Annotated in this window: 19 protein-coding genes; 18 read left to right on the top strand and 1 reads right to left on the bottom strand. The window is 43.1% G+C overall.

Annotated elements, in window-relative coordinates; all coding sequences use genetic code 11:
• Positions 1–57 precede the first annotated feature (57 nt).
• A complete protein-coding gene (locus CXF83_RS07125) occupies positions 58–1122 on the top strand; it encodes a DUF2804 domain-containing protein (RefSeq protein WP_101089951.1) in 1065 nt (354 codons plus the stop codon).
• 67 nt (positions 1123–1189) lie between these two features.
• Positions 1190–2146, top strand: a complete 957-nt coding sequence (locus CXF83_RS07130) for a sterol desaturase family protein (protein WP_101089952.1) — start codon at positions 1190–1192, stop codon at positions 2144–2146.
• Between the two features lie 129 nt (positions 2147–2275).
• On the opposite strand, the gene CXF83_RS07135 is transcribed toward CXF83_RS07130, so the two are convergent.
• On the bottom strand, positions 2276–3529 hold the full coding sequence (locus CXF83_RS07135; protein WP_101089953.1) for a methyltransferase: 1254 nt from the start codon (positions 3527–3529) through the stop codon (positions 2276–2278).
• A gap of 132 nt (positions 3530–3661) precedes the next feature.
• Between CXF83_RS07135 and CXF83_RS07140 the strand changes: the two genes are divergently transcribed.
• The 16 genes from CXF83_RS07140 (at position 3662) to CXF83_RS07215 (ending at position 18445) form a co-directional block, all read left to right on the top strand.
• A complete protein-coding gene (locus tag CXF83_RS07140) occupies positions 3662–4333 on the top strand; it encodes an alpha-ketoglutarate-dependent dioxygenase AlkB family protein (protein ID WP_101089954.1) in 672 nt (223 codons plus the stop codon).
• A gap of 177 nt (positions 4334–4510) precedes the next feature.
• A complete protein-coding gene (locus CXF83_RS07145) occupies positions 4511–5014 on the top strand; it encodes an ACT domain-containing protein (RefSeq protein ID WP_101089955.1) in 504 nt (167 codons plus the stop codon).
• A 182-nt stretch (positions 5015–5196) separates the two neighbouring features.
• A complete protein-coding gene (locus tag CXF83_RS07150) occupies positions 5197–5496 on the top strand; it encodes a BolA family protein (protein ID WP_101090036.1) in 300 nt (99 codons plus the stop codon).
• Between the two features lie 592 nt (positions 5497–6088).
• Entirely contained in the window at positions 6089–6598 is a 510-nt protein-coding gene (gene luxS / locus CXF83_RS07155; RefSeq protein ID WP_101089956.1) for an S-ribosylhomocysteine lyase, read from the top strand.
• 653 nt (positions 6599–7251) lie between these two features.
• Positions 7252–8586, top strand: a complete 1335-nt coding sequence (locus CXF83_RS07160; RefSeq protein ID WP_101090037.1) for a Na(+)-translocating NADH-quinone reductase subunit A — start codon at positions 7252–7254, stop codon at positions 8584–8586.
• Positions 8586–9785 (top strand): NADH:ubiquinone reductase (Na(+)-transporting) subunit B, encoded by a 1200-nt coding sequence (locus tag CXF83_RS07165; protein ID WP_101089957.1) that lies wholly within the window; start codon positions 8586–8588, stop codon positions 9783–9785. Before CXF83_RS07160 ends, CXF83_RS07165 begins: the two co-directional genes overlap by 1 nt.
• Positions 9778–10572, top strand: coding sequence for a Na(+)-translocating NADH-quinone reductase subunit C (locus CXF83_RS07170; protein WP_101089958.1), 795 nt, complete (start codon positions 9778–9780; stop codon positions 10570–10572). The genes CXF83_RS07165 and CXF83_RS07170 overlap by 8 nt, the downstream gene beginning before the upstream one ends.
• A complete protein-coding gene (locus CXF83_RS07175) occupies positions 10572–11204 on the top strand; it encodes an NADH:ubiquinone reductase (Na(+)-transporting) subunit D (RefSeq protein WP_101089959.1) in 633 nt (210 codons plus the stop codon). Before CXF83_RS07170 ends, CXF83_RS07175 begins: the two co-directional genes overlap by 1 nt.
• Before the next feature lie 5 nt (positions 11205–11209).
• Positions 11210–11818: an NADH:ubiquinone reductase (Na(+)-transporting) subunit E gene (gene nqrE, locus CXF83_RS07180; protein WP_101089960.1), complete on the top strand. Its 609-nt coding sequence runs from the start codon at positions 11210–11212 to the stop codon at positions 11816–11818.
• Between the two features lie 46 nt (positions 11819–11864).
• Entirely contained in the window at positions 11865–13112 is a 1248-nt protein-coding gene (gene nqrF, locus CXF83_RS07185; RefSeq protein WP_101089961.1) for an NADH:ubiquinone reductase (Na(+)-transporting) subunit F, read from the top strand.
• Between the two features lie 30 nt (positions 13113–13142).
• Positions 13143–14159 (top strand): FAD:protein FMN transferase, encoded by a 1017-nt coding sequence (locus CXF83_RS07190; RefSeq protein ID WP_101089962.1) that lies wholly within the window; start codon positions 13143–13145, stop codon positions 14157–14159.
• A 12-nt stretch (positions 14160–14171) separates the two neighbouring features.
• Positions 14172–14393: a (Na+)-NQR maturation NqrM gene (gene nqrM / locus CXF83_RS07195; RefSeq protein WP_101089963.1), complete on the top strand. Its 222-nt coding sequence runs from the start codon at positions 14172–14174 to the stop codon at positions 14391–14393.
• Positions 14394–14718: 325 nt separating this feature from the next.
• Positions 14719–15186 (top strand): bacterioferritin, encoded by a 468-nt coding sequence (bfr, locus tag CXF83_RS07200; RefSeq protein ID WP_101089964.1) that lies wholly within the window; start codon positions 14719–14721, stop codon positions 15184–15186.
• Between the two features lie 12 nt (positions 15187–15198).
• Positions 15199–15666, top strand: coding sequence for a bacterioferritin (bfr, locus tag CXF83_RS07205; RefSeq protein ID WP_101089965.1), 468 nt, complete (start codon positions 15199–15201; stop codon positions 15664–15666).
• A gap of 295 nt (positions 15667–15961) precedes the next feature.
• Positions 15962–16165 (top strand): hypothetical protein, encoded by a 204-nt coding sequence (locus CXF83_RS07210; RefSeq protein WP_101089966.1) that lies wholly within the window; start codon positions 15962–15964, stop codon positions 16163–16165.
• Between the two features lie 279 nt (positions 16166–16444).
• Positions 16445–18445 (top strand): methyl-accepting chemotaxis protein, encoded by a 2001-nt coding sequence (locus CXF83_RS07215; protein WP_101089967.1) that lies wholly within the window; start codon positions 16445–16447, stop codon positions 18443–18445.
• The last annotated feature ends 50 nt before the right edge of the window (positions 18446–18495 follow it).

Here is an 18495-nt window from a genome sequence, read left to right on the forward strand (position 1 = left end):
CTGCGTCAGTTCCAGTTAGAGTAAAAGGTCAAATCTACTCTTACGGATTTACGCGTTATGTCAGCGAATCGTGTGCCATGGACACCAAAAGTTCTTACCAGTTCTACAGCTCCCCAAAGTCTTATCGATGATAAAGGCTGCGCGATCTATGGGCATTTCGATGGCCCGGTTGTCAATTTAGCGGCTGATAAATTCCGTTACTTTAACGAAATGGACAAGCCTGCATCACAGTGGGCTAAATATTTCGACTTTAAGCAATTTCAGTTTGTCAGTATTGTGACTCCCCATTATGTCATTGGCGTTGCGCTGGCTGATATTCGTTATGTGGGTAGTGCGTTTTGCTATTTGTATGACATTAAGCAAAACCAGTTGATTGAAACAAGCTGGCTCAAACCTTTGAGGATGGGCTATCAGATGTCAGCTTCCCCTATGCAGGGCGGCGCGAAAATAAAAAGCGTTAAAGGGTCCGTTGAATTTGATATTGAGCAGGGTCGCTGGCGTGTAAAACTCGATACGTTAGGCATTGAAGCTGATTTATATTTGCAACCTGAACCGCTGAGCTTACCTATGGCCATGTGTAACCCAACAGGTTATAGCGGCTGGACCTATACCCAAAAACACAATGCACTGAATGTAAAAGGTACCTTGCTGATTAATCATGAGCCACAACCATTGCAAAGGGTGACGGCGGGCTATGATTTTAGTGCCGGTTTTATGCGTCGTGAAACTAGTTGGCGCTGGGCCAGTATTAACAGTTTAACTGATGAAGGTAGTTTAGGACTTAACTTAGCCGCTGGCGTGAATGAGACCGGTTGCAATGAAAATGTGTTTTGGCTTAATGGCGAGCGACATCTGCTCGGTGCAGTGCATTTTGAGTTTACGCGACAGCGGATAAAAGGGGAGCAAGCACGGCAGTGGCGGATCTATTCCGACAATGGCCAGGTTGAGCTCACGTTTACCCCGCAAAATTGTCGCCAAGAAAAGCTAAACTTATGGCTAATTAAAAGCAATTTTAGGCAGTACCTCGGGCACTTTAACGGATTTATTACGGATAACCTGGGCAATCAGCACCCATTAACCAATGTATTGGGTTTAACCGAAGATCACTTCGCCCGTTGGTAATTAAGCTGAACAATCCTGCTTCTTAGGGGGTGAGTAATAACTAGAGACTATAGAAGGACAATATAAGATGGATTTTAATTCACTGATCTCCCACCCTGAAGTTTTGCTGCTGGTATTGGCACCGATTTTCTTCGTCTGTATTTTATTAGAATGGTATGTCGGCGATAGGCAAAATCGATTACCGCTTAATGCGCGCTATCATCTGCCAGAAGTATTGTGTAATTTTGGTTTGGCAGGTATGCATCAGTTAACAGATATCCTTACAGGACTGTTAATCGCCAAGCTTTATTTGGTGTTTTTTGGTTGGCGGCTATTTGATATAGAGATGAATGGCGCAACATTTGTCGCATTGATGGTTGCTCAAGATTTTTGCTATTATTGGTTCCATCGTGCCAGCCATCGAATTCGCTGGATGTGGGCAGCTCATGTGGCTCACCATAGCTCGGAGAACATGAACTTTAGTACCGCATTTCGCCAAAGCTTAATGTATCCGTTAGCAGGGATGTGGATCTTTTGGTTGCCGTTAGTGGTGGTCGGCTTTGATCCTAATTGGGTGGTGTTTGTGGTACTACTTAATTTAGGGTTGCAGTTTTTTGTCCATACTCAAGCGGTAAAGTCTCTGGGGATTTTGGAATGGCTGATCAATACGCCCTCGCACCATCGAGTGCATCACGGGCGTAATCCGCAATACATCGATAAAAACTACGCTGGGATCCTGATTATTTGGGACCGCATATTTGGTACTTTTGAAAAGGAAGTCGAAACGGTTGAGTACGGCATTACCAAGCCTATCAATAGCTTTAATCCGTTAGTGGTCACCTTTACAGAGTGGCGCGATATGTTTAAAGACACTTTCGCGGCAAACCTCAGTCCAATGCAGCGTTTTAAAATACTGTTTGCGCCGCCCGCGACGGCTGAATCGCAAATCACAAGGTTAGATGTTTATAATGAGAGTCAGAATACTAACAGCGATGAGCCACAAGAGCCGCTCGTTGCAGTAAAGTCGGCTACCGACGCTAAATAGGTTGTAGCCAGTGCTGATGGGATAAGTTAATTGTCTTAATTGTCTTAATTTACGCAATAAAAAACGGTGAGTTAATCGCTCACCGTTTTATTGTCTATCTATAGTGTATTAATGCCAATAAGCCTAAGCCTAAGCGTTAGGTTTACCGTACAGGGCACTTTGCGGGTGCGGCGTATCAGACATTTTATCTGTATCAAGCTCAACTTCAAGCTCAGGCTCTTGCGCTTTTTTACTGATTTTTTGTGCCTGTAAAATCACAAATTTCCCATTTGATGCCACCGTCGTACAATTCTTGAAAATACGCTGTAACTTTACGTGGTAAGCCAAATGTCGATTACCTACCACATGTAAGATCCCGCCATTCTTTAAACGTCTAAATGCATCTAAAAACATCTGCCATGCGATATGATCGGTAATCGCTTCACCTTGGTGAAAAGGAGGGTTACATAAGATTAAATCTGGGCGGAAGCCTTCGCTCATGTGTGTTAGACAATCATCCCAAGCAAAAGTGGCTTGCTCGCCAATCAGAGTGGGGTTATCCAAATCATTCAATGCCCAGTTGTCTCTCGCCGATGCGACAGCCATCTCTGAGTCATCAATAAAGTGTATGTAAGCTTCTGGAAAACATTGTTTAGCGTGTAAGCCCAAAATACCGTTGCCACAGCCCAAATCGATAATCGATTTAAAATCACCTTTAGGCATGTTGTCGAGCATGATCCGTGCGCCTATATCAAGTTTGCTAGCGGCGAACACATTGCTCAAATTACTTATCTGCAGCTGACACTCGTCTACTGACCAGTTTGTGGTGGTGGGTAAGGTACGTGCTTTACCATCTGCGATACAGGTAATAACGCGGGTCTTTTTCCAAGTGAGGCTAGCGCTAGCCTCACCAAGATTACGGCTAATGGTTTCTAGCAGTGACTTATTAATCGATTTAGCTTTAGCCCCTATCAGCACGGGCGTTCCCGCTGGCAGGACATGTGACAATCTCATTAGCTGGTGGCTAAAGTAGTTAAGATTCTTTGGTAGTTTCATTAACACCAGTTCGATGCCTTGCGGCAACTCGTCACGACTGTTAACCCATGTGAGGCTATCTTCACTGAGTTGGTTGCGCGTTAGGTTCTGGCTTGTGCCCAGTAAACTGGTTTTTGCGTCTGTTTCTAGCGTTAGTGGCCATTGAGGGTTAATGGATAACAAACCTGCAGTTAACGCACCAAAGCCATCATTTACAATCGTGGTGTTGACCGCCGCTTGCTCTGTGTCGATTAGATGCTTTACTAAGTGCTCATCGGCAGCGTCCCAAGCCTGCAGGTTAGACTCTTGTCTGCTAGGGTAACGGAAGAGTTCGAGATCGATGCTCGATACTGAAAATTGTGTCGTCATATGCCAATAAGTACCAAATAAATGCGGGCGCGTATTATCGCAGATTTATGATCTTAGGTATATGTTAGGTGTAATGATAGCTTTCTAGCACATTTGATGACTTTAAAAGCAGTATGAGAAGGAGAAGGAAGGATGAAACAAGAGGGCTTTGGCTTTGATGAACAAACACCATCGAGCGTAGATAAGTCAAAGACGGCGGAGAATTTTGCGCAGGCGGATCGATCAGCAAAACCTGTGTCTGCACCTTATACATTAATCAAGGGGTACCTTAATGAGGCTCAGCAACAAGCGCTATTGATTGAGGCGAGGCAATATCCGATGAGTCGGCCAGAATTGGTGGTATACGGTAAAAGTCATCCTATCCCTCGAAGCCAAGCTTGGTTTGCAGACAAGGGCTGCGATTACTTTTACTCAGGCCTGTTTATCGAAGCTCTACCATGGCCAAAATATGCTGATAAATTGCGACAAAAGCTAAACCGAGATTTCTCTCTGATGAGTAATGGCGTGCTGGTTAACTGTTATGAAAATGGCACTGAGTCGATGGGCTGGCATAGCGATGATGAGAAAGAGATTGAAGCAGGAAGTGATATCGCCTCGGTGACATTAGGTGCAAACCGAGACTTTTTTCTGCGACACAAACGTACGAAAGAAAAAATAGTACTGGCGCTAAATAGTGGTGATCTACTCATCATGCACTGGCCAATGCAGGCACAATGGGAACATGCGTTACCCAAACGATTACGAGTGTCGCAAAGCAGAATCAATTTTACCTTTAGGCAGCTAATACCTCACTTTCATTTGTGACGAGTAACTCTTCGTCAAATTTATACCGTTTTGTTAGCAAGTTCGCACTCTACGCTTAATAATTACTCTATGCTGGAACAAGGAGTTGTAGTTACGTATAAAATTATTAACGTTAACAGCTATTAAATTGTGAAATGGGCTGAGGGCTCTTCACTTATGACGGTTAAGGAGTTTTCGATGAAAAAGATGTTTATTGCAACAGTGTTAGGCGCTGTTACTCCTGGTGTGATTAAAGCCCTGGCTGAAGAAACACGGCAAGCCGGTGGTGAGTGGATAACCAGCAAGGTTATTAAGGTTGATCACCATTTTGCGGCCTTGTTAAAAGTGGCTATTGAAGATGACATGTCACAGCCTTTAAAAGTTCAGTTTGAGCGACAGTTTCCCAAACTCACTTTTTTATTTGAAGCATCCAATGCAGCTCCGTTGAGTAATGTTAGGGAGCTTCATCTTAATGTGGATTGTAAAGATCGTCCTGGCTTGACGCGAGAGATCGTGGATGTATTAGTTAATCTAGATCTTGGCATTGAGCATATGGAGTTTAACCGGGTGCATGTGTCGACTATCGGGCAGACAGTATTTACTTCAAAGCTTACCGTATTACTGCCAAATGAGGTAAGCAACGAGAGTGTGGTTGAACTGTTGGAAGGAATATCTAACGATTTAAGGGTGAGTATTATTTAAAGGACGTTGTTATCGACAGCTCTGCTGTTGAATTAAACGGTGATACTGACTGGGCTTTGCTGCAAACTATCCGATAAGGCTAATGTGCGTGTCACCGTATCCGTAAACAGGCTAGAGTTGACCTTTACTTCTCATGGCAGTAATCTGCCGCAATCGCATTTATGCCATTTGAGAACATCGTTATGTCAGTTGAACAGATCATTACCGAAAAACTCACCGCAGCACTTTCACCTTCGCACTTAGAAGTGATCAATGAAAGCCATAACCATCACGTACCGCCAAACTCAGAAACTCACTTTAAAGTGATTATTAGTAGCAGTGAATTTGTGGGTAAACGTCTGATTGGGCGTCACCGAGCGGTAAACGAGGCATTAGCCGAAGAGTTTTCTCAAGGCTTACATGCACTCTCTATGCATACATTTACACCTGAAGAGTGGGCGCTTGAATCTGCAGTACCTGCATCTCCTAAATGTAAAGGCTAGTATTAGTCATACAATTAGTAAAACGCGTTTACAAAATCACAGCATAGCGCTGTGATTTTTTGGTTTAAAGCGCTGAAATGTGAAATAAAAGATGCTGGCTTTTACTTATGAATGTGTTTTGACCTTGTTCTAGTTTACTCGATGACATCTGCTCAACTTTGTTGGCAGCTTACTTTGTCTATTTCCTGCTTCAACCCCCCATCTTGCTTACAGGGCTTTGAATTCCCGCGCAATGGTCAAACTTTTAATGCAATTGGTATAACAGAGTCGGCGGATCTTACTATGACTTAGCATTTGGTGTGCATCACGCCGCTAAGTGCGGCGATTCCCAGGCTGCATGAGCCGTAATCTTAGGGTTATTGATAAGTTAATTGCTGCAGAGGTGATGGCTTAACTTGCGACTTGGTCAAAGAAAGCAACGGCAAAGCCGTCTCTGCAAGGCTCAATAATGAAAAAAGTTAATGGTGCTTAATATTGACTACTACGCTGGGGTACGTAAGTATCAGCTGATACCAAAAAATCCTTACAGTCGATTAAGGCAGTAACCTACACCGTGCTCGATGGTAAACAAAGAGCAAATTTGGAGATTAATATGCCGTTATTAGATAGTTTTACCGTTGACCATACTCGAATGAATGCACCAGCAGTTCGCGTTGCCAAATCAATGTCGACGCCTAAGGGCGATACAATAACGGTATTTGATCTGCGTTTTTGTGTACCAAATAAAGAGATATTAAGTGAAAGAGGCATCCATACTCTTGAACATCTTTTTGCCGGTTTTATGCGTGATCACCTAAATGGCGGCAATGTCGAGATTATCGATATTTCACCTATGGGCTGTCGTACCGGTTTTTACATGAGTCTTATCGGTACACCAACAGAGTCGATTGTGGCTGATGCTTGGTTGGCGGCCATGCAAGATGTACTTGCCGTGGTTGAGCAATCTGAGATCCCCGAGCTCAATGAGTACCAATGCGGTACTTATGAGATGCATTCGTTAGAACAAGCCAAAGAGATTGCTCGCAGCATCATATCTGCAGGGATAAATGTGAACCGTAACGATGAACTCACTTTGAGCGATGAGATCTTAAACGGCTTGTAATATTAGTCGTGTCGGTGATGTTAAAAAAGCGGCTTTAGCCGCTTTTGTTGTTTTTGCTTAGTCATCAGTTAATAGTGCGTCGATAGGCTTTTTTGACCGTTAACTTGTTAAATTGCGACCGAGGCATAATAACTGGCTACTTAGCGATCGATTTAAAAGCTATTTGAGTTGCTTAGCGGGGAATGTAAATCACACATTGTCTATATTAAGGTCAAATTCAAGCTGCAATTGTCTGATTCTTTGGTCATATTGTCCAATGAGACAAAGAGGTGTCGATTAAATAATCGGCATTTGAATTCAAGACCGTTGTTAATCATATCCGCCTAATGTTAGTTGCATTTTTCTCAATTAAAATCGATTAACCCCTTTATAGCTATGGATAAAGGGAGATCGGTGGCAACTAATTGAAACCTAAACATCTCATCAATTCGGGATGTTTGTTATTAAAACGTCGGCAACCTTTTAAAACAGGCATATTTTTCATGGCGACCTAGTGATATTTGGGGTAAAATGCGCGCGACCAGCGTGATTGCGATCGCATTTCTGTGATAAATCTGCGCTAGCTCAACACGAAAAAAAGGTTTGTTTAAAACTTGTGTGTTTAGCAGGAACGCGGCGCATTGTCTTTCCTTCATAACGTAGTGCTTGTGGATATGATTACAATAAAGAAAGGATTGGACCTACCCCTAGTCGGTGGGCCAGAGCAAGTTATCTATGATGGCCCGGCCATCAACCATGTAGCTATTTTGGGTGAAGAGTATATTGGCTTACGTCCTACGATGAAAATCAAAGTGGGCGATAAAGTTAAAAAAGGTCAGGTTCTTTTTGAAGATAAAAAGAATTTGGGCGTGAAATATACTGCTTTAGCCAGTGGCACAATTTCCGAAGTTAACCGGGGCGCTCAACGTGTTCTGCAGTCTGTTGTTATTGACGTAGAAGGGGATGACAGTATCTCTTTTGCTAAATTTGACGCCACTGCAATAGAATCAGTTGAGACTCAGCAAGTTCGTGACAACCTGATCGAGTCAGGTTTGTGGACGGCTTTGCGAACGCGTCCTTTCAGTAGAGTACCCGCAGTTGATTCAACTGCAGCCGGTATTTTCGTCACCGCGATTGATACTCAACCATTGGCAGCAGATCCTGTTGTCGTGATTGCTGAGCATAAAGCTGATTTTGAAAATGGCTTAACGCTACTTTCAAAGTTAACCGAAGGTAAAGTTTACCTTTGTAAAGCACCAGGCGCTGATATTCCTGTTGCTAATGCTCAAGTTGAAGAGTTTGCAGGGGCACACCCAGCAGGCTTGCCAGGTACTCATATACACTTCCTATTACCAGCTTCTGCTAATAGAACCGTATGGCAGATTAACTATCAAGATGTTATCGCGATAGGTCAGCTATTTACTACTGGTGAGTTAAACACTCAACGAGTGGTATCTGTAGCAGGCCCTAAAGCGGTTAAGCCTCGATTAGTTCGTACTGTTGTCGGCGCCGCCATGGCTGAGTTGATTCAAAATGAAGTAAGCGAAGGTAACGTACGTGTTATCTCCGGTTCCGTTTTGAGTGGACGTATTGCCGTTGGTCCTCATGCTTATCTTGGTCGTTACCACAACCAAATTAGCTTGTTAGAAGAAGGCACTGAGAAAGAATTATTTGGTTGGGCTATGCCTGGCAGCGATAAGTTCTCTATCACTCGTGCATTTCTTGGGCATCTTTCATCTTCTCGTTTGTTTAATATGACAACGAGCACCGGTGGTTCTGACCGCGCTATGGTACCGATTGGTAACTATGAGCGAGTTATGCCGCTGGATATTCTTCCGACTATGCTACTGCGTGATCTTGTTTCTGGTGACTACGATGGCGCTGCAACATTAGGTGCATTGGAGTTAGATGAAGAAGATTTGGCACTGTGTACTTTCGTATGTCCTGGTAAGTATGACTATGCGTCATATCTACGTGACTGTTTAGATACGATCGTGAGGGAAGGCTAATGGGCTTAAAACAGTTTTTCGAAAATATTGAACCGCAATTTGAAAAAGGCGGTAAATACGAGAAGTTTTATGCGCTTTTTGAAGCTGCATATACTGTCTTCTATACGCCAGGTCAGGTGAACAAGGGTCGTACCCATGTTCGTGATAACTTGGACCTAAAGCGTATGATGATTATGGTTTGGGCATGTGCATTCCCAGCTATGTTTGTCGGTATGTACAACGTAGGTTTACAAGCACAAGACGCGTTAGCAGCAGGCTTTGGCTCTCCTGATACGTGGCAGGTTGCTTTGTTCGGGTTGTTTGGTACTGAATTGACTGCAAATTCAGGTGTGGCCGCATTGATGTGGTATGGCGCTTGTTGGTTCCTACCCATATACGCAGTGACATTCGCTGTCGGCGGTATTTGGGAAGTGCTATTTGCATCAGTACGTGGCCATGAGATTAACGAAGGCTTCTTTGTTACCTCGATTCTTTTCGCACTAACACTGCCTGCAACAATTCCTCTATGGATGGTTGCTTTAGGTATCACCTTTGGTGTGGTTGTGGCGAAAGAGATCTTTGGTGGCACTGGTCGTAACTTCTTAAACCCAGCACTTGCAGGTCGTGCATTCCTATTCTTTGCTTATCCGCTAAACATGTCTGGCGATACTACTTGGGTCGTTGCAGACGGCTTCTCTGGTGCAACTGCACTGAGCCAAGCGGCGCAAGGCACATTGGAATATGGAATTACTCAAGATTGGTGGAACGCGTTCTTCGGTTTCATTCCAGGTTCTGTTGGTGAAGTTTCGACACTGGCTATCTTGATTGGTGGCGCAGTTATCATCTATACCCGCATTGCTTCATGGCGTATCGTGGGTGGTGTTTTGGCCGGTATGATTGCCGTTTCATTTCTCCTTAACGCGGTTGGTAGCGACACTAACCCAATGTTTGCCATGCCTTGGTATTGGCATCTAGTGTTAGGTGGTTTTGCATTCGGTATGATGTTCATGGCGACAGACCCTGTTTCAGCGTCTTTCACTAATAATGCGAAGTGGGCTTACGGTATCTTAATCGGTGCTATGGCGGTATTTATTCGTGTTATCAATCCTGCTTTCCCAGAAGGCATGATGTTGGCCATCTTATTCGCTAACCTATTTGCTCCATTATTTGACCATTTTGTGGTTCAGTCGAATATCAAGCGGAGGATTGCTCGTGGCTAGTAATAAAGATTCGTTCGGAAGAACACTGTTTGTTGTTGTTGGCTTATGTTTCATCTGCTCTATGTTCGTTTCGACGGCCGCAGTATTATTGAAACCGATTCAGCAAGAAAACAAATTACTTGATAAGCAAAAGTATATTCTTGAAGCTGCTGGTCTGATTAATACTAAAGACGGTAAAGTTGAGAAGGCGCAGGTTCTTGAAATATACAATAAGCATGTAGAGGCTAAACTCGTTGATCTTAAAACGGGTGACTGGGTTGAAGGTAATGCAGATACTTTTGATGCAGAAAAAGCAGCGCGTACTCTAACGACTTCTTTTGTACCGCAAAATGACATAGCGTCAGTTAAGCGTGTTGCAAATAATGCCGTGGTTTACCTTGTTCGTGATGACAACCAGCAACTACAGACAGTGATTATTCCTGTTAAAGGTTATGGCTTGTGGTCAACGATGTTTGCTTTCCTTGCTGTTGAGCCTGATCTAAATACGATTCGTAGCTTGGTTTATTACAGCTTTACCGGTTCTGGTGAAACGCCAGGTCTCGGTGGTGAAGTGCAAAACCCACAGTGGATTGCTAAGTGGACGGGTAAGAAGTTATACGATGAAAAGGGCAACCTTGCTATCAGTGTCACTAAAAACCCGACTGTTGCCGCTTCTCCATACGGTGTTGATGCACTGTCTGGTGCGACGTTGACAAGTAATGGCGTACAGCATTCTCTGACATTCTGGTTAGGTGAAGAGGGCTTTGCTCGCTTTATCGAAAAAGCTCGCAATGGAGGGATTAGCTAATGGCTGATGCTAAAGAACTTAAACAGGTTCTAACCGGACCTATCATCAGTAATAACCCAATTGCTTTGCAAATTCTGGGTGTATGTAGTGCACTAGCTGTTACCAGTAAAATGGAAACGGCGATTGTAATGACCATTGCACTTACTGCGGTAACGGCACTGTCTAACTTGTTCATCTCAATGATCCGTAATCACATTCCAAGTAGTGTGCGTATTATTGTGCAGATGACGATTATTGCGTCACTGGTAATCGTGGTTGACCAAGTACTACAAGCTTATGCTTACGATGTTGCTAAGCAACTTTCAGTATTCGTTGGTTTGATTATTACTAACTGTATTGTGATGGGCCGCGCTGAGGCTTATGCGATGAAGACACCGCCATTGATGAGTTTCATGGACGGTATCGGTAATGGTCTAGGCTACGGTGCAATTCTATTGTCTGTAGGCTTCGTACGTGAATTGTTTGGTAACGGTTCATTGTTCGGTATTGAAATCTTAAGCAAGATTTCAGACGGTGGCTGGTATCAGCCTAACGGCCTATTGCTTCTGCCTCCTAGTGCGTTCTTCCTGATCGGTGCATTGATCTGGATTATCCGTACTATGAAGCCAGAGCAAGTAGAAGCAAAAGGATAAGCATAATGGAACATTATATTAGTCTACTAATTCGTTCTGTTTTCATTGAAAACATGGCGTTATCCTTTTTCCTCGGTATGTGTACTTTCTTAGCAGTATCAAAGAAAGTTAAAACTGCTATGGGACTCGGTGTTGCCGTTATCGTGGTACTGGCAATTTCAGTTCCCGTTAACCAAATTATCTATCAAGGTATTCTTGCTCCAGGTGCTTTAGCTTGGGCGGGTGTTCCAGATGCGGATTTGAGCTTCTTGAAGTTCATCACCTTTATCGGTGTTATCGCAGCTTTGGTGCAAATCCTTGAGATGGCATTGGATAAGTATTTTCCACCGTTATATAACGCGTTGGGGATCTTCCTACCGCTAATCACTGTTAACTGTGCAATTTTCGGTGCAGTCTCTTTCATGGTTGAGCGTGACTACAACCTGACTGAAAGTTTAGTGTTTGGTATTGGTTCTGGTATCGGTTGGGCATTAGCACTTGTCTTGCTTGCTGGTATCCGTGAGAAGTTAAAATATGCTGATGTTCCTAATGGGCTTCGCGGACTAGGTATTACCTTTGTTACCGCAGGTTTAATGGCTCTAGGTTTCATGTCGTTCTCTGGTGTGTCTCTGTAAAGAGGCACCTAACGACGTCTTAATTTGAACCTTTAAGGATAAGTTAATGGGTATTCTTGAATCTACTCCAATCGATGTATATCTCGGTGTGAGTATGTTTACCGCAATTGTATTGGTTTTAGTTTTGGTTATTTTATTTGCCAAATCAAAGCTAGTACCAAGCGGAGATGTCATCATCGGCATCAACGATGATGCAGGAAAAGCAATTACAACTGCTGCAGGTGGCAAGCTACTAGGTGTATTAGCAGAGAGCGGTATTTTCGTCTCGTCTGCTTGTGGTGGTGGTGGTACTTGTGGTCAGTGTAAAGTACACGTTAAATCAGGTGGTGGTGATATTCTGCCGACTGAGATGGATCATATTAGCAAAGGTGAGGCTCGTGAGGGCTGCCGTTTATCTTGTCAGGTAAACGTTAAAGCTGATATGGAAATCGAATTAGAAGAAGAGATTTTCGGTGTTAAGAAGTGGGAGTGTGAAGTTATCTCAAACGATAGCAAAGCCACTTTCATTAAAGAACTTAAGCTGCAAATTCCTGGTGGCGATTCAGTACCTTTCCGTGCTGGTGGTTACATCCAGATTGAAGCACCAGCGCACCACGTTAAATATGCAGATTACGATATTCCTGCAGAATACCGTGGTGACTGGGAACACTTTGGTTTCTTTAACCTTGAGTCTCAAGTTGAAGATGAAACAATCCGTGCATACTCAATGGCGAACTATCCTGAAGAGGAAGGTATCATCATGTTGAACGTACGTATTGCGTCTCCTCCACCGCGTAACCTTACGCTGCCTTGCGGTAAGATGTCATCGTACATCTTTAGCCTAAAAGCGGGCGATAAGGTCACTATTTCGGGTCCATTCGGTGAGTTTTTTGCGAAACAAACTGATGCTGAAATGGTCTTTATCGGTGGTGGTGCGGGTATGGCGCCAATGCGTTCACATATCTTCGATCAGCTTAAGCGTCTTAACTCTAAGCGTAAGATTAGCTTTTGGTATGGTGCCCGTTCTAGTCGTGAAATGTTCTATGTTGAAGATTTTGATGGCCTAGCGGCTGACAATGATAACTTCAAGTGGCATGTCGCACTGTCGGATCCACAACCTGAAGATAACTGGGATGGTTACACAGGCTTCATTCATAACGTGTTGTTTGAAAACTACCTACGTGATCATGATGCACCAGAAGATTGTGAATTCTATATGTGTGGCCCACCAATGATGAACGCTGCTGTTATTAGCATGCTTAAAGATCTTGGTGTCGAAGATGAAAACATCCTACTCGATGACTTCGGTGGCTAACCCCCTCTCTAATTGGAGATCTAGGTCATAATGTTTAAGACCTTAGTAAACTGGCTGGCCCTTATCGGGTTAGCCTTTTTTATTTCAGGATGTAGTAAACCTACTGAAGTAATTTCACTGTCTGGTAACACAATGGGCACAACTTATCATATTAAAGTTGTGCGCAGCGAGTTGCTACCAGATGTTCAACTCTTGCAGGCTGAAATTGATATGGCACTTGAAAAAGTGAACGATCAAATGTCAACCTACCGACCAAGTTCTGAGTTGTCTCAATTTAATCAACTGACACGTAATGTACAGATGGAAGTCTCTGCTGATACCGCTAAAGTGGTGGCAGAAGGACTTAGGCTCTACAAGATTACCGATGGCGCGCTTGATATTACTTTAGGCCCGCTTGTTAACTTGTGGGGCTTTGGACCCGATAAACGGCCAACGACTATTCCGTCAGCAGAGATGATAAACGATGCAAAAAGCCGTACAGGCATAGAGTATCTATCGTTAAACGGCAATAAGATGAGTAAGCAAAATCCTGATCTATATGTCGATTTATCTTCGATTGCAAAAGGCTTTGGTGTTGATAAAATAGCTGCACTATTAGACAAGTATCAACCCATGGGTTATTTGGTTGAGATTGGTGGTGAGATTAGCCTGCGTGGAACAAAAGCTGATGGTTCTTTGTGGCGTATTGCAATAGAGCAACCAGGTGATACCAGCAGTGGTATTCAGCAAGTTATTTCACTTGAAAATATGGCAATGGCAACTTCTGGAGATTATCGTAACTATTATGAAGAGGAGGGCAAACGCTTCTCTCATTTAATTGATCCACGAAGTGGCTACCCAATTGACCACAAATTAGCATCTGTTACTGTGCTGCATGCCGAGTCTATGGTTGCTGATGGTTACGCTACTGCGATGATGGTTTTAGGGACTCAGGCGTCACTAGAACTTGCTAATCGCGAGCATCTTGCGATAATGCTAATAGAAAAGCAGGAAGATGGCTTTAAAGTTTTTTATAGTGAGGCTTTTAAACCTTTCGTCACTCAGTAGTTGGAGTCGAATATGAGCACATTTATAGCGGCATTTGTCGCGTTACTCGCATTTTTTTTCTTAATGTCGATAGGCTATCTTGTTAAGAGACAGGTGGTGGCAGGAAGCTGCGGTGGTCTAGGCGCGCTAGGAATTGAGAAAGCATGTGATTGTGATGATCCATGTGATAAACGTAAGGCCAAAATGGCTGAACAAGAACGTCGCGAAAAACTAGAACAGAACAGAATTATCTAAGTTCGTGTTGACGACGGTTATTAAGGCTCCTCTTGAGGGGCCTTTTTTATATCTTTTATTGTTAGCGCTAGACACTTTTATCTGCTATCTAACAGCTGAACATCCACTTTAAAGATCGGTAAACTCACAGCTCTCCCGATTCAATACACTAGTTTTGCTCGATAAAATCGAGAATTAACGACGTGCGCGCTAATTAGGAATTGTAGTGCTAATGATAATGGTTACCTTTCATAAAGAACTGAAATATAAGGTTAATTTGTTTTTGTATGTTTTTTGCTCTAGGCTGTGGTTATTGATATAGATCAATTTTACTAAGGATGAGCAGATGAAAGGACAACCCAAGGTCATTAGCCAGTTAAATAAAGTGCTGACCAGTGAACTGACCGCAATCAACCAATACTTCCTCCATGCCCGAATGTTTAAAAACTGGGGATTGGGTGAGCTAAATGAAAAAGCTTACAAAAAATCAATCCAAGACATGAAGCATGCCGACAAGGTTATTGAACGTATTTTGTTCCTTGAAGGACTGCCAAACCTACAGCAATTAGACAAAATCCGTATTGGTGAGCATAGCCAAGAGATGTTGGAATGCGACAAAGTGATGCTAGAAGAGCAACTTGTTTCATTGCGAGAAGCAATTGCTCTATGCGAACTGTCAGCAGACTATGTCAGCCGCGACATGTTAGAAGATCTGTTAGAAGATGAAGAGGAGCATTTGGATTGGCTTGAAGCCCAATTAGAGCTTATTTCACTGACAGGCATTCAAAACTACTTACAATCGAAAATGGACTAACCGGAGACTTTTATGAAAGGCAATAAAGAGGTTATCGACACATTAAACAAACTGCTCACCGGTGAGTTGTCAGCAATGGATCAATATTTCGTACATGGACTGATGTATGAAGATTGGGGCCTGAATGAACTGCATGAACGGATCTCTCATGAATCTGATGATGAGCGTGAACATGCTAAGAAGCTAGTGCAACGTATCTTGTTTTTAGAAGGCACTCCTGATGTTGCCAGTCGTGAGCCGCTCAATATCGGAAAAGATACCGAACAGATGCTCAAGAATGACTTAGCATACGAGTATCAAGTCGCTGATAACTTGCGTGTGGCAATTGCATTATGCGAACAGAAAAAAGATTACCAGAGTCGTGAGATTTTAGAGGTTTTGCTCGAAGAGACCGAATCAGACCATATGTACTGGTTAGAGAAACAGTTAGGCCTGATTGATAAAGTCGGTTTACCTAATTATCTACAAAGTAAAATGTAGCCTGCTATTTTTACAATAGATAGATGACTTAGTAGGCACCTGAGCTTCGACTAGTGATGGTGCCTAATGCTCTCTATCGTTATTGCCTAGACTTTTATATTGCCCATCTTTGTGGTTTATCCACTGCTGTACAGTGAATATTCAGCTTCTCTAAGTTACTATTATTCTCAAATTTAATACCATAATTAGTGGCGTTGTTGGTTTTTTAGACTAATATTAAAGTCCAGTAGTGTGATTAATTCGATAGTTAATTTAATAGAAAACGTGAACACAACTTGAGAAGAAAGGAGAGATTATGATGATTACAGGCAATAGCAACACATACGAAAGTGAAAATCAGCTAACAATCGAACGTCTTCTTGGTAAGATTGAACGACTAGAGCAACAACTTGAGTTGGCTCAGTCTGGAAATCGTCGTTCACAGGCAATGCACAAAGCTAACACGACTAAATCTGCTCTTTCTGCAGATGAGCTGTCAATGCTGACAACTCTATTTTAATCTTTAGGTCTCTTCAATTGTGCTCTGTTTAGTGCTAGAACTGTCCAAATTTTTTGTTAAAACATCTTGTTCTGCTATTACACAGTAACAAACGATATCATAGTTTTTCACTTGCATATCATTAGCTAATGTTATTGGCTACCGCGATTAATCCTCTTCGTTCTCAGTTAGCTCCTAATTAAGCTGCTAGTAATTAATGTTGTACTTTGTGCTTTAATCTTGTCAAATTTCTGTTAAATTCATTATTCCTAAAAAAATATAATTATAAAGGGATATAGGATGCATTGGTTTAAACGCTCGCTAAGTATGCAGCTAGTTGTGGCAATTGTTGGGGCTTTGGCGGTACTTTTTACCCTCGTTGCATTGTTCTTAGTTAAGAATGAAAGTGCCAGTACCCGTCAGCAAATCGACAACGACCTAAGCGGTCTAGTACAACTTAAATCTAACGAAGTTCGCAGCTATTTTGTCGCTAAAGGTCAATTGATCCACGCCGTCTTTGCTGATCCTATGGTGTTAGAATGGTTCGGTAAATATGATAGTCGTTCAAGAGACCTCTCTTCAGATAAACAATACCAAGCTATTGTTGACTACTTTAAATTTTTCTCAGATAAAGACAGCGACATTAAGTCGGTGTTTTTCGGCTCCGCTAATACCTTTGAGTACTTTGACCTTAATGGTCGCTACAACGATAGTGAGTACTACACTAACAAGCGCCCATGGTGGCAAGAAGCGATTGATCAAAACGGCATGTTTGTCGGTGATCCAGCCGTAGATGCTAACGACGGATCAATCTCGGCAACAGTGAAAACAGTTGTAAAAGATCAATCCGGTCGGTTTATCGGCATTGGGGGGATGGACATATTAATCGACACCATAGGTAGTGAACTACTAGCGCCGATTAAATACCAAGGATCAGGCCAAGCCTTCTTAATTACCGATGCGGGTAAATTGGTCTACTTTCCTGGTTTTACTGAACAATTCCCACCTGGCTCTGATGTTGAAAAAGTGGATAGCCAATTTAGAGACACCAAAGGCTTTAGTACCTTAAGCCAACAAATGCAATCACAAACCTCTGGTTTTGCCGAAGTCACTTTTAAAGGTGAGCAGCAAAGAGTGAGTTTTGTGGAAGTGGGGGGGGATTTCCCCGAACAGAAATGGCATTTGGCGTTCATGTTGCCAACGGCGGTCATTGAGGCTCCAGTGACCGATGCTATTATCAACTCAATTTTACTCTCTTGTTTGATCATGCTTTTTGTCGGTGTAACGGTGTGGGGAATGTTGCTTCCGTTTAGAAAACAGATCAATAACTTACTGCGAGCGATGGAAGATATTGCTGAAGGCGATAATGATTTAGCTAAGCGTATCCAAATGGACAGAGAGGATGAACTTGGACAACTGGGTGATGCATTCAATCGATTCGCCGCAAAAGTTCAGGGAATGCTACAAGATACTCGAGACTTAACTTTAGAAGTTGAACACGGCGTTTCAGCTGCGTCTGAAGTCAGCGAACGAGCGCTTAACTCCGTCGCGCAGCAGAAAGCGGAGATAGCCTCTGTTGCAACTGCTGCCACCGAGATGGCGCATACTAGCCAAGAGATGGCAGCAAGTGCACAACGTGCTAGCGACTTTGCCGATAAGGCACAAGCTGAATCGATAGAGGGTGGAGCCATCGTTGCGCAAGCAACTCAAGGTATGCAGTCTTTATCGGTGCAGGTGATTGAAGCCGCTAAAGTGGTTAAGCAATTACGCACCCGCTCTGAGCAAATAGGTGAAGTCCTCAATGTCATCAGAGGCATTGCAGAACAAACCAACTTGTTAGCACTTAACGCTGCTATTGAAGCTGCAAGAGCTGGTGAGCAAGGGCGTGGTTTTGCGGTTGTAGCTGATGAGGTGCGCACATTAGCCTCGCGCACTCAAGATTCAACCGCGAACATCCAAGAGATTATTCAGACGCTACAGCAAAATGCTAATGAAGCTGAGCAAGTGATGGAAGCGGGAGTCGAGCAGGCTAATATTGGTCAGGATCTCACCGCTAAAGTTGAGCTGGCGCTCGATAGCATTACCGGTGCTATTGGCGCTATTCAGCAGCAAACCATCGAGATATCGGCGGCTGTTGGCCAACAAGCGGTGGTTGCTGAAGAGGTGGCATGCAATGTTGAAAATGTTCGTGCTTTATCAGATGATTCTTTGGCGGCAAGCGAAGAGCTATCACGTAACTTTGACAGTTTTGCTCGGGTAACAGAGTCATTGTCGAGTAATATTAAGCAGTTCAAAATCTAGGGGCAGTTGATCTTTCACAGTTGTTTTTGCCGCAGTTTATTGGCGATTTT

This window comes from Shewanella sp. Choline-02u-19 (assembly GCF_002836205.1).
Lineage (GTDB): Bacteria > Pseudomonadota > Gammaproteobacteria > Enterobacterales > Shewanellaceae > Shewanella.

Coding starts and splice junctions, on each gene's coding strand:
- CXF83_RS07145 (WP_101089955.1), top strand. CDS start 4,511: ATGAAAAAGATGTTTATTGCAACAGTGTTAGGCGCTGTTACTCCTGGT.
- CXF83_RS07130 (WP_101089952.1), top strand. CDS start 1,190: ATGGATTTTAATTCACTGATCTCCCACCCTGAAGTTTTGCTGCTGGTA.
- CXF83_RS07160 (WP_101090037.1), top strand. CDS start 7,252: ATGATTACAATAAAGAAAGGATTGGACCTACCCCTAGTCGGTGGGCCA.
- CXF83_RS07165 (WP_101089957.1), top strand. CDS start 8,586: ATGGGCTTAAAACAGTTTTTCGAAAATATTGAACCGCAATTTGAAAAA.
- CXF83_RS07215 (WP_101089967.1), top strand. CDS start 16,445: ATGCATTGGTTTAAACGCTCGCTAAGTATGCAGCTAGTTGTGGCAATT.
- CXF83_RS07190 (WP_101089962.1), top strand. CDS start 13,143: ATGTTTAAGACCTTAGTAAACTGGCTGGCCCTTATCGGGTTAGCCTTT.
- CXF83_RS07150 (WP_101090036.1), top strand. CDS start 5,197: ATGTCAGTTGAACAGATCATTACCGAAAAACTCACCGCAGCACTTTCA.
- CXF83_RS07140 (WP_101089954.1), top strand. CDS start 3,662: ATGAAACAAGAGGGCTTTGGCTTTGATGAACAAACACCATCGAGCGTA.
- nqrM (WP_101089963.1), top strand. CDS start 14,172: ATGAGCACATTTATAGCGGCATTTGTCGCGTTACTCGCATTTTTTTTC.
- nqrE (WP_101089960.1), top strand. CDS start 11,210: ATGGAACATTATATTAGTCTACTAATTCGTTCTGTTTTCATTGAAAAC.
- nqrF (WP_101089961.1), top strand. CDS start 11,865: ATGGGTATTCTTGAATCTACTCCAATCGATGTATATCTCGGTGTGAGT.
- luxS (WP_101089956.1), top strand. CDS start 6,089: ATGCCGTTATTAGATAGTTTTACCGTTGACCATACTCGAATGAATGCA.
- CXF83_RS07135 (WP_101089953.1), bottom strand. CDS start 3,529: ATGACGACACAATTTTCAGTATCGAGCATCGATCTCGAACTCTTCCGT.
- CXF83_RS07175 (WP_101089959.1), top strand. CDS start 10,572: ATGGCTGATGCTAAAGAACTTAAACAGGTTCTAACCGGACCTATCATC.
- CXF83_RS07210 (WP_101089966.1), top strand. CDS start 15,962: ATGATGATTACAGGCAATAGCAACACATACGAAAGTGAAAATCAGCTA.
- bfr (WP_101089965.1), top strand. CDS start 15,199: ATGAAAGGCAATAAAGAGGTTATCGACACATTAAACAAACTGCTCACC.
- bfr (WP_101089964.1), top strand. CDS start 14,719: ATGAAAGGACAACCCAAGGTCATTAGCCAGTTAAATAAAGTGCTGACC.
- CXF83_RS07125 (WP_101089951.1), top strand. CDS start 58: ATGTCAGCGAATCGTGTGCCATGGACACCAAAAGTTCTTACCAGTTCT.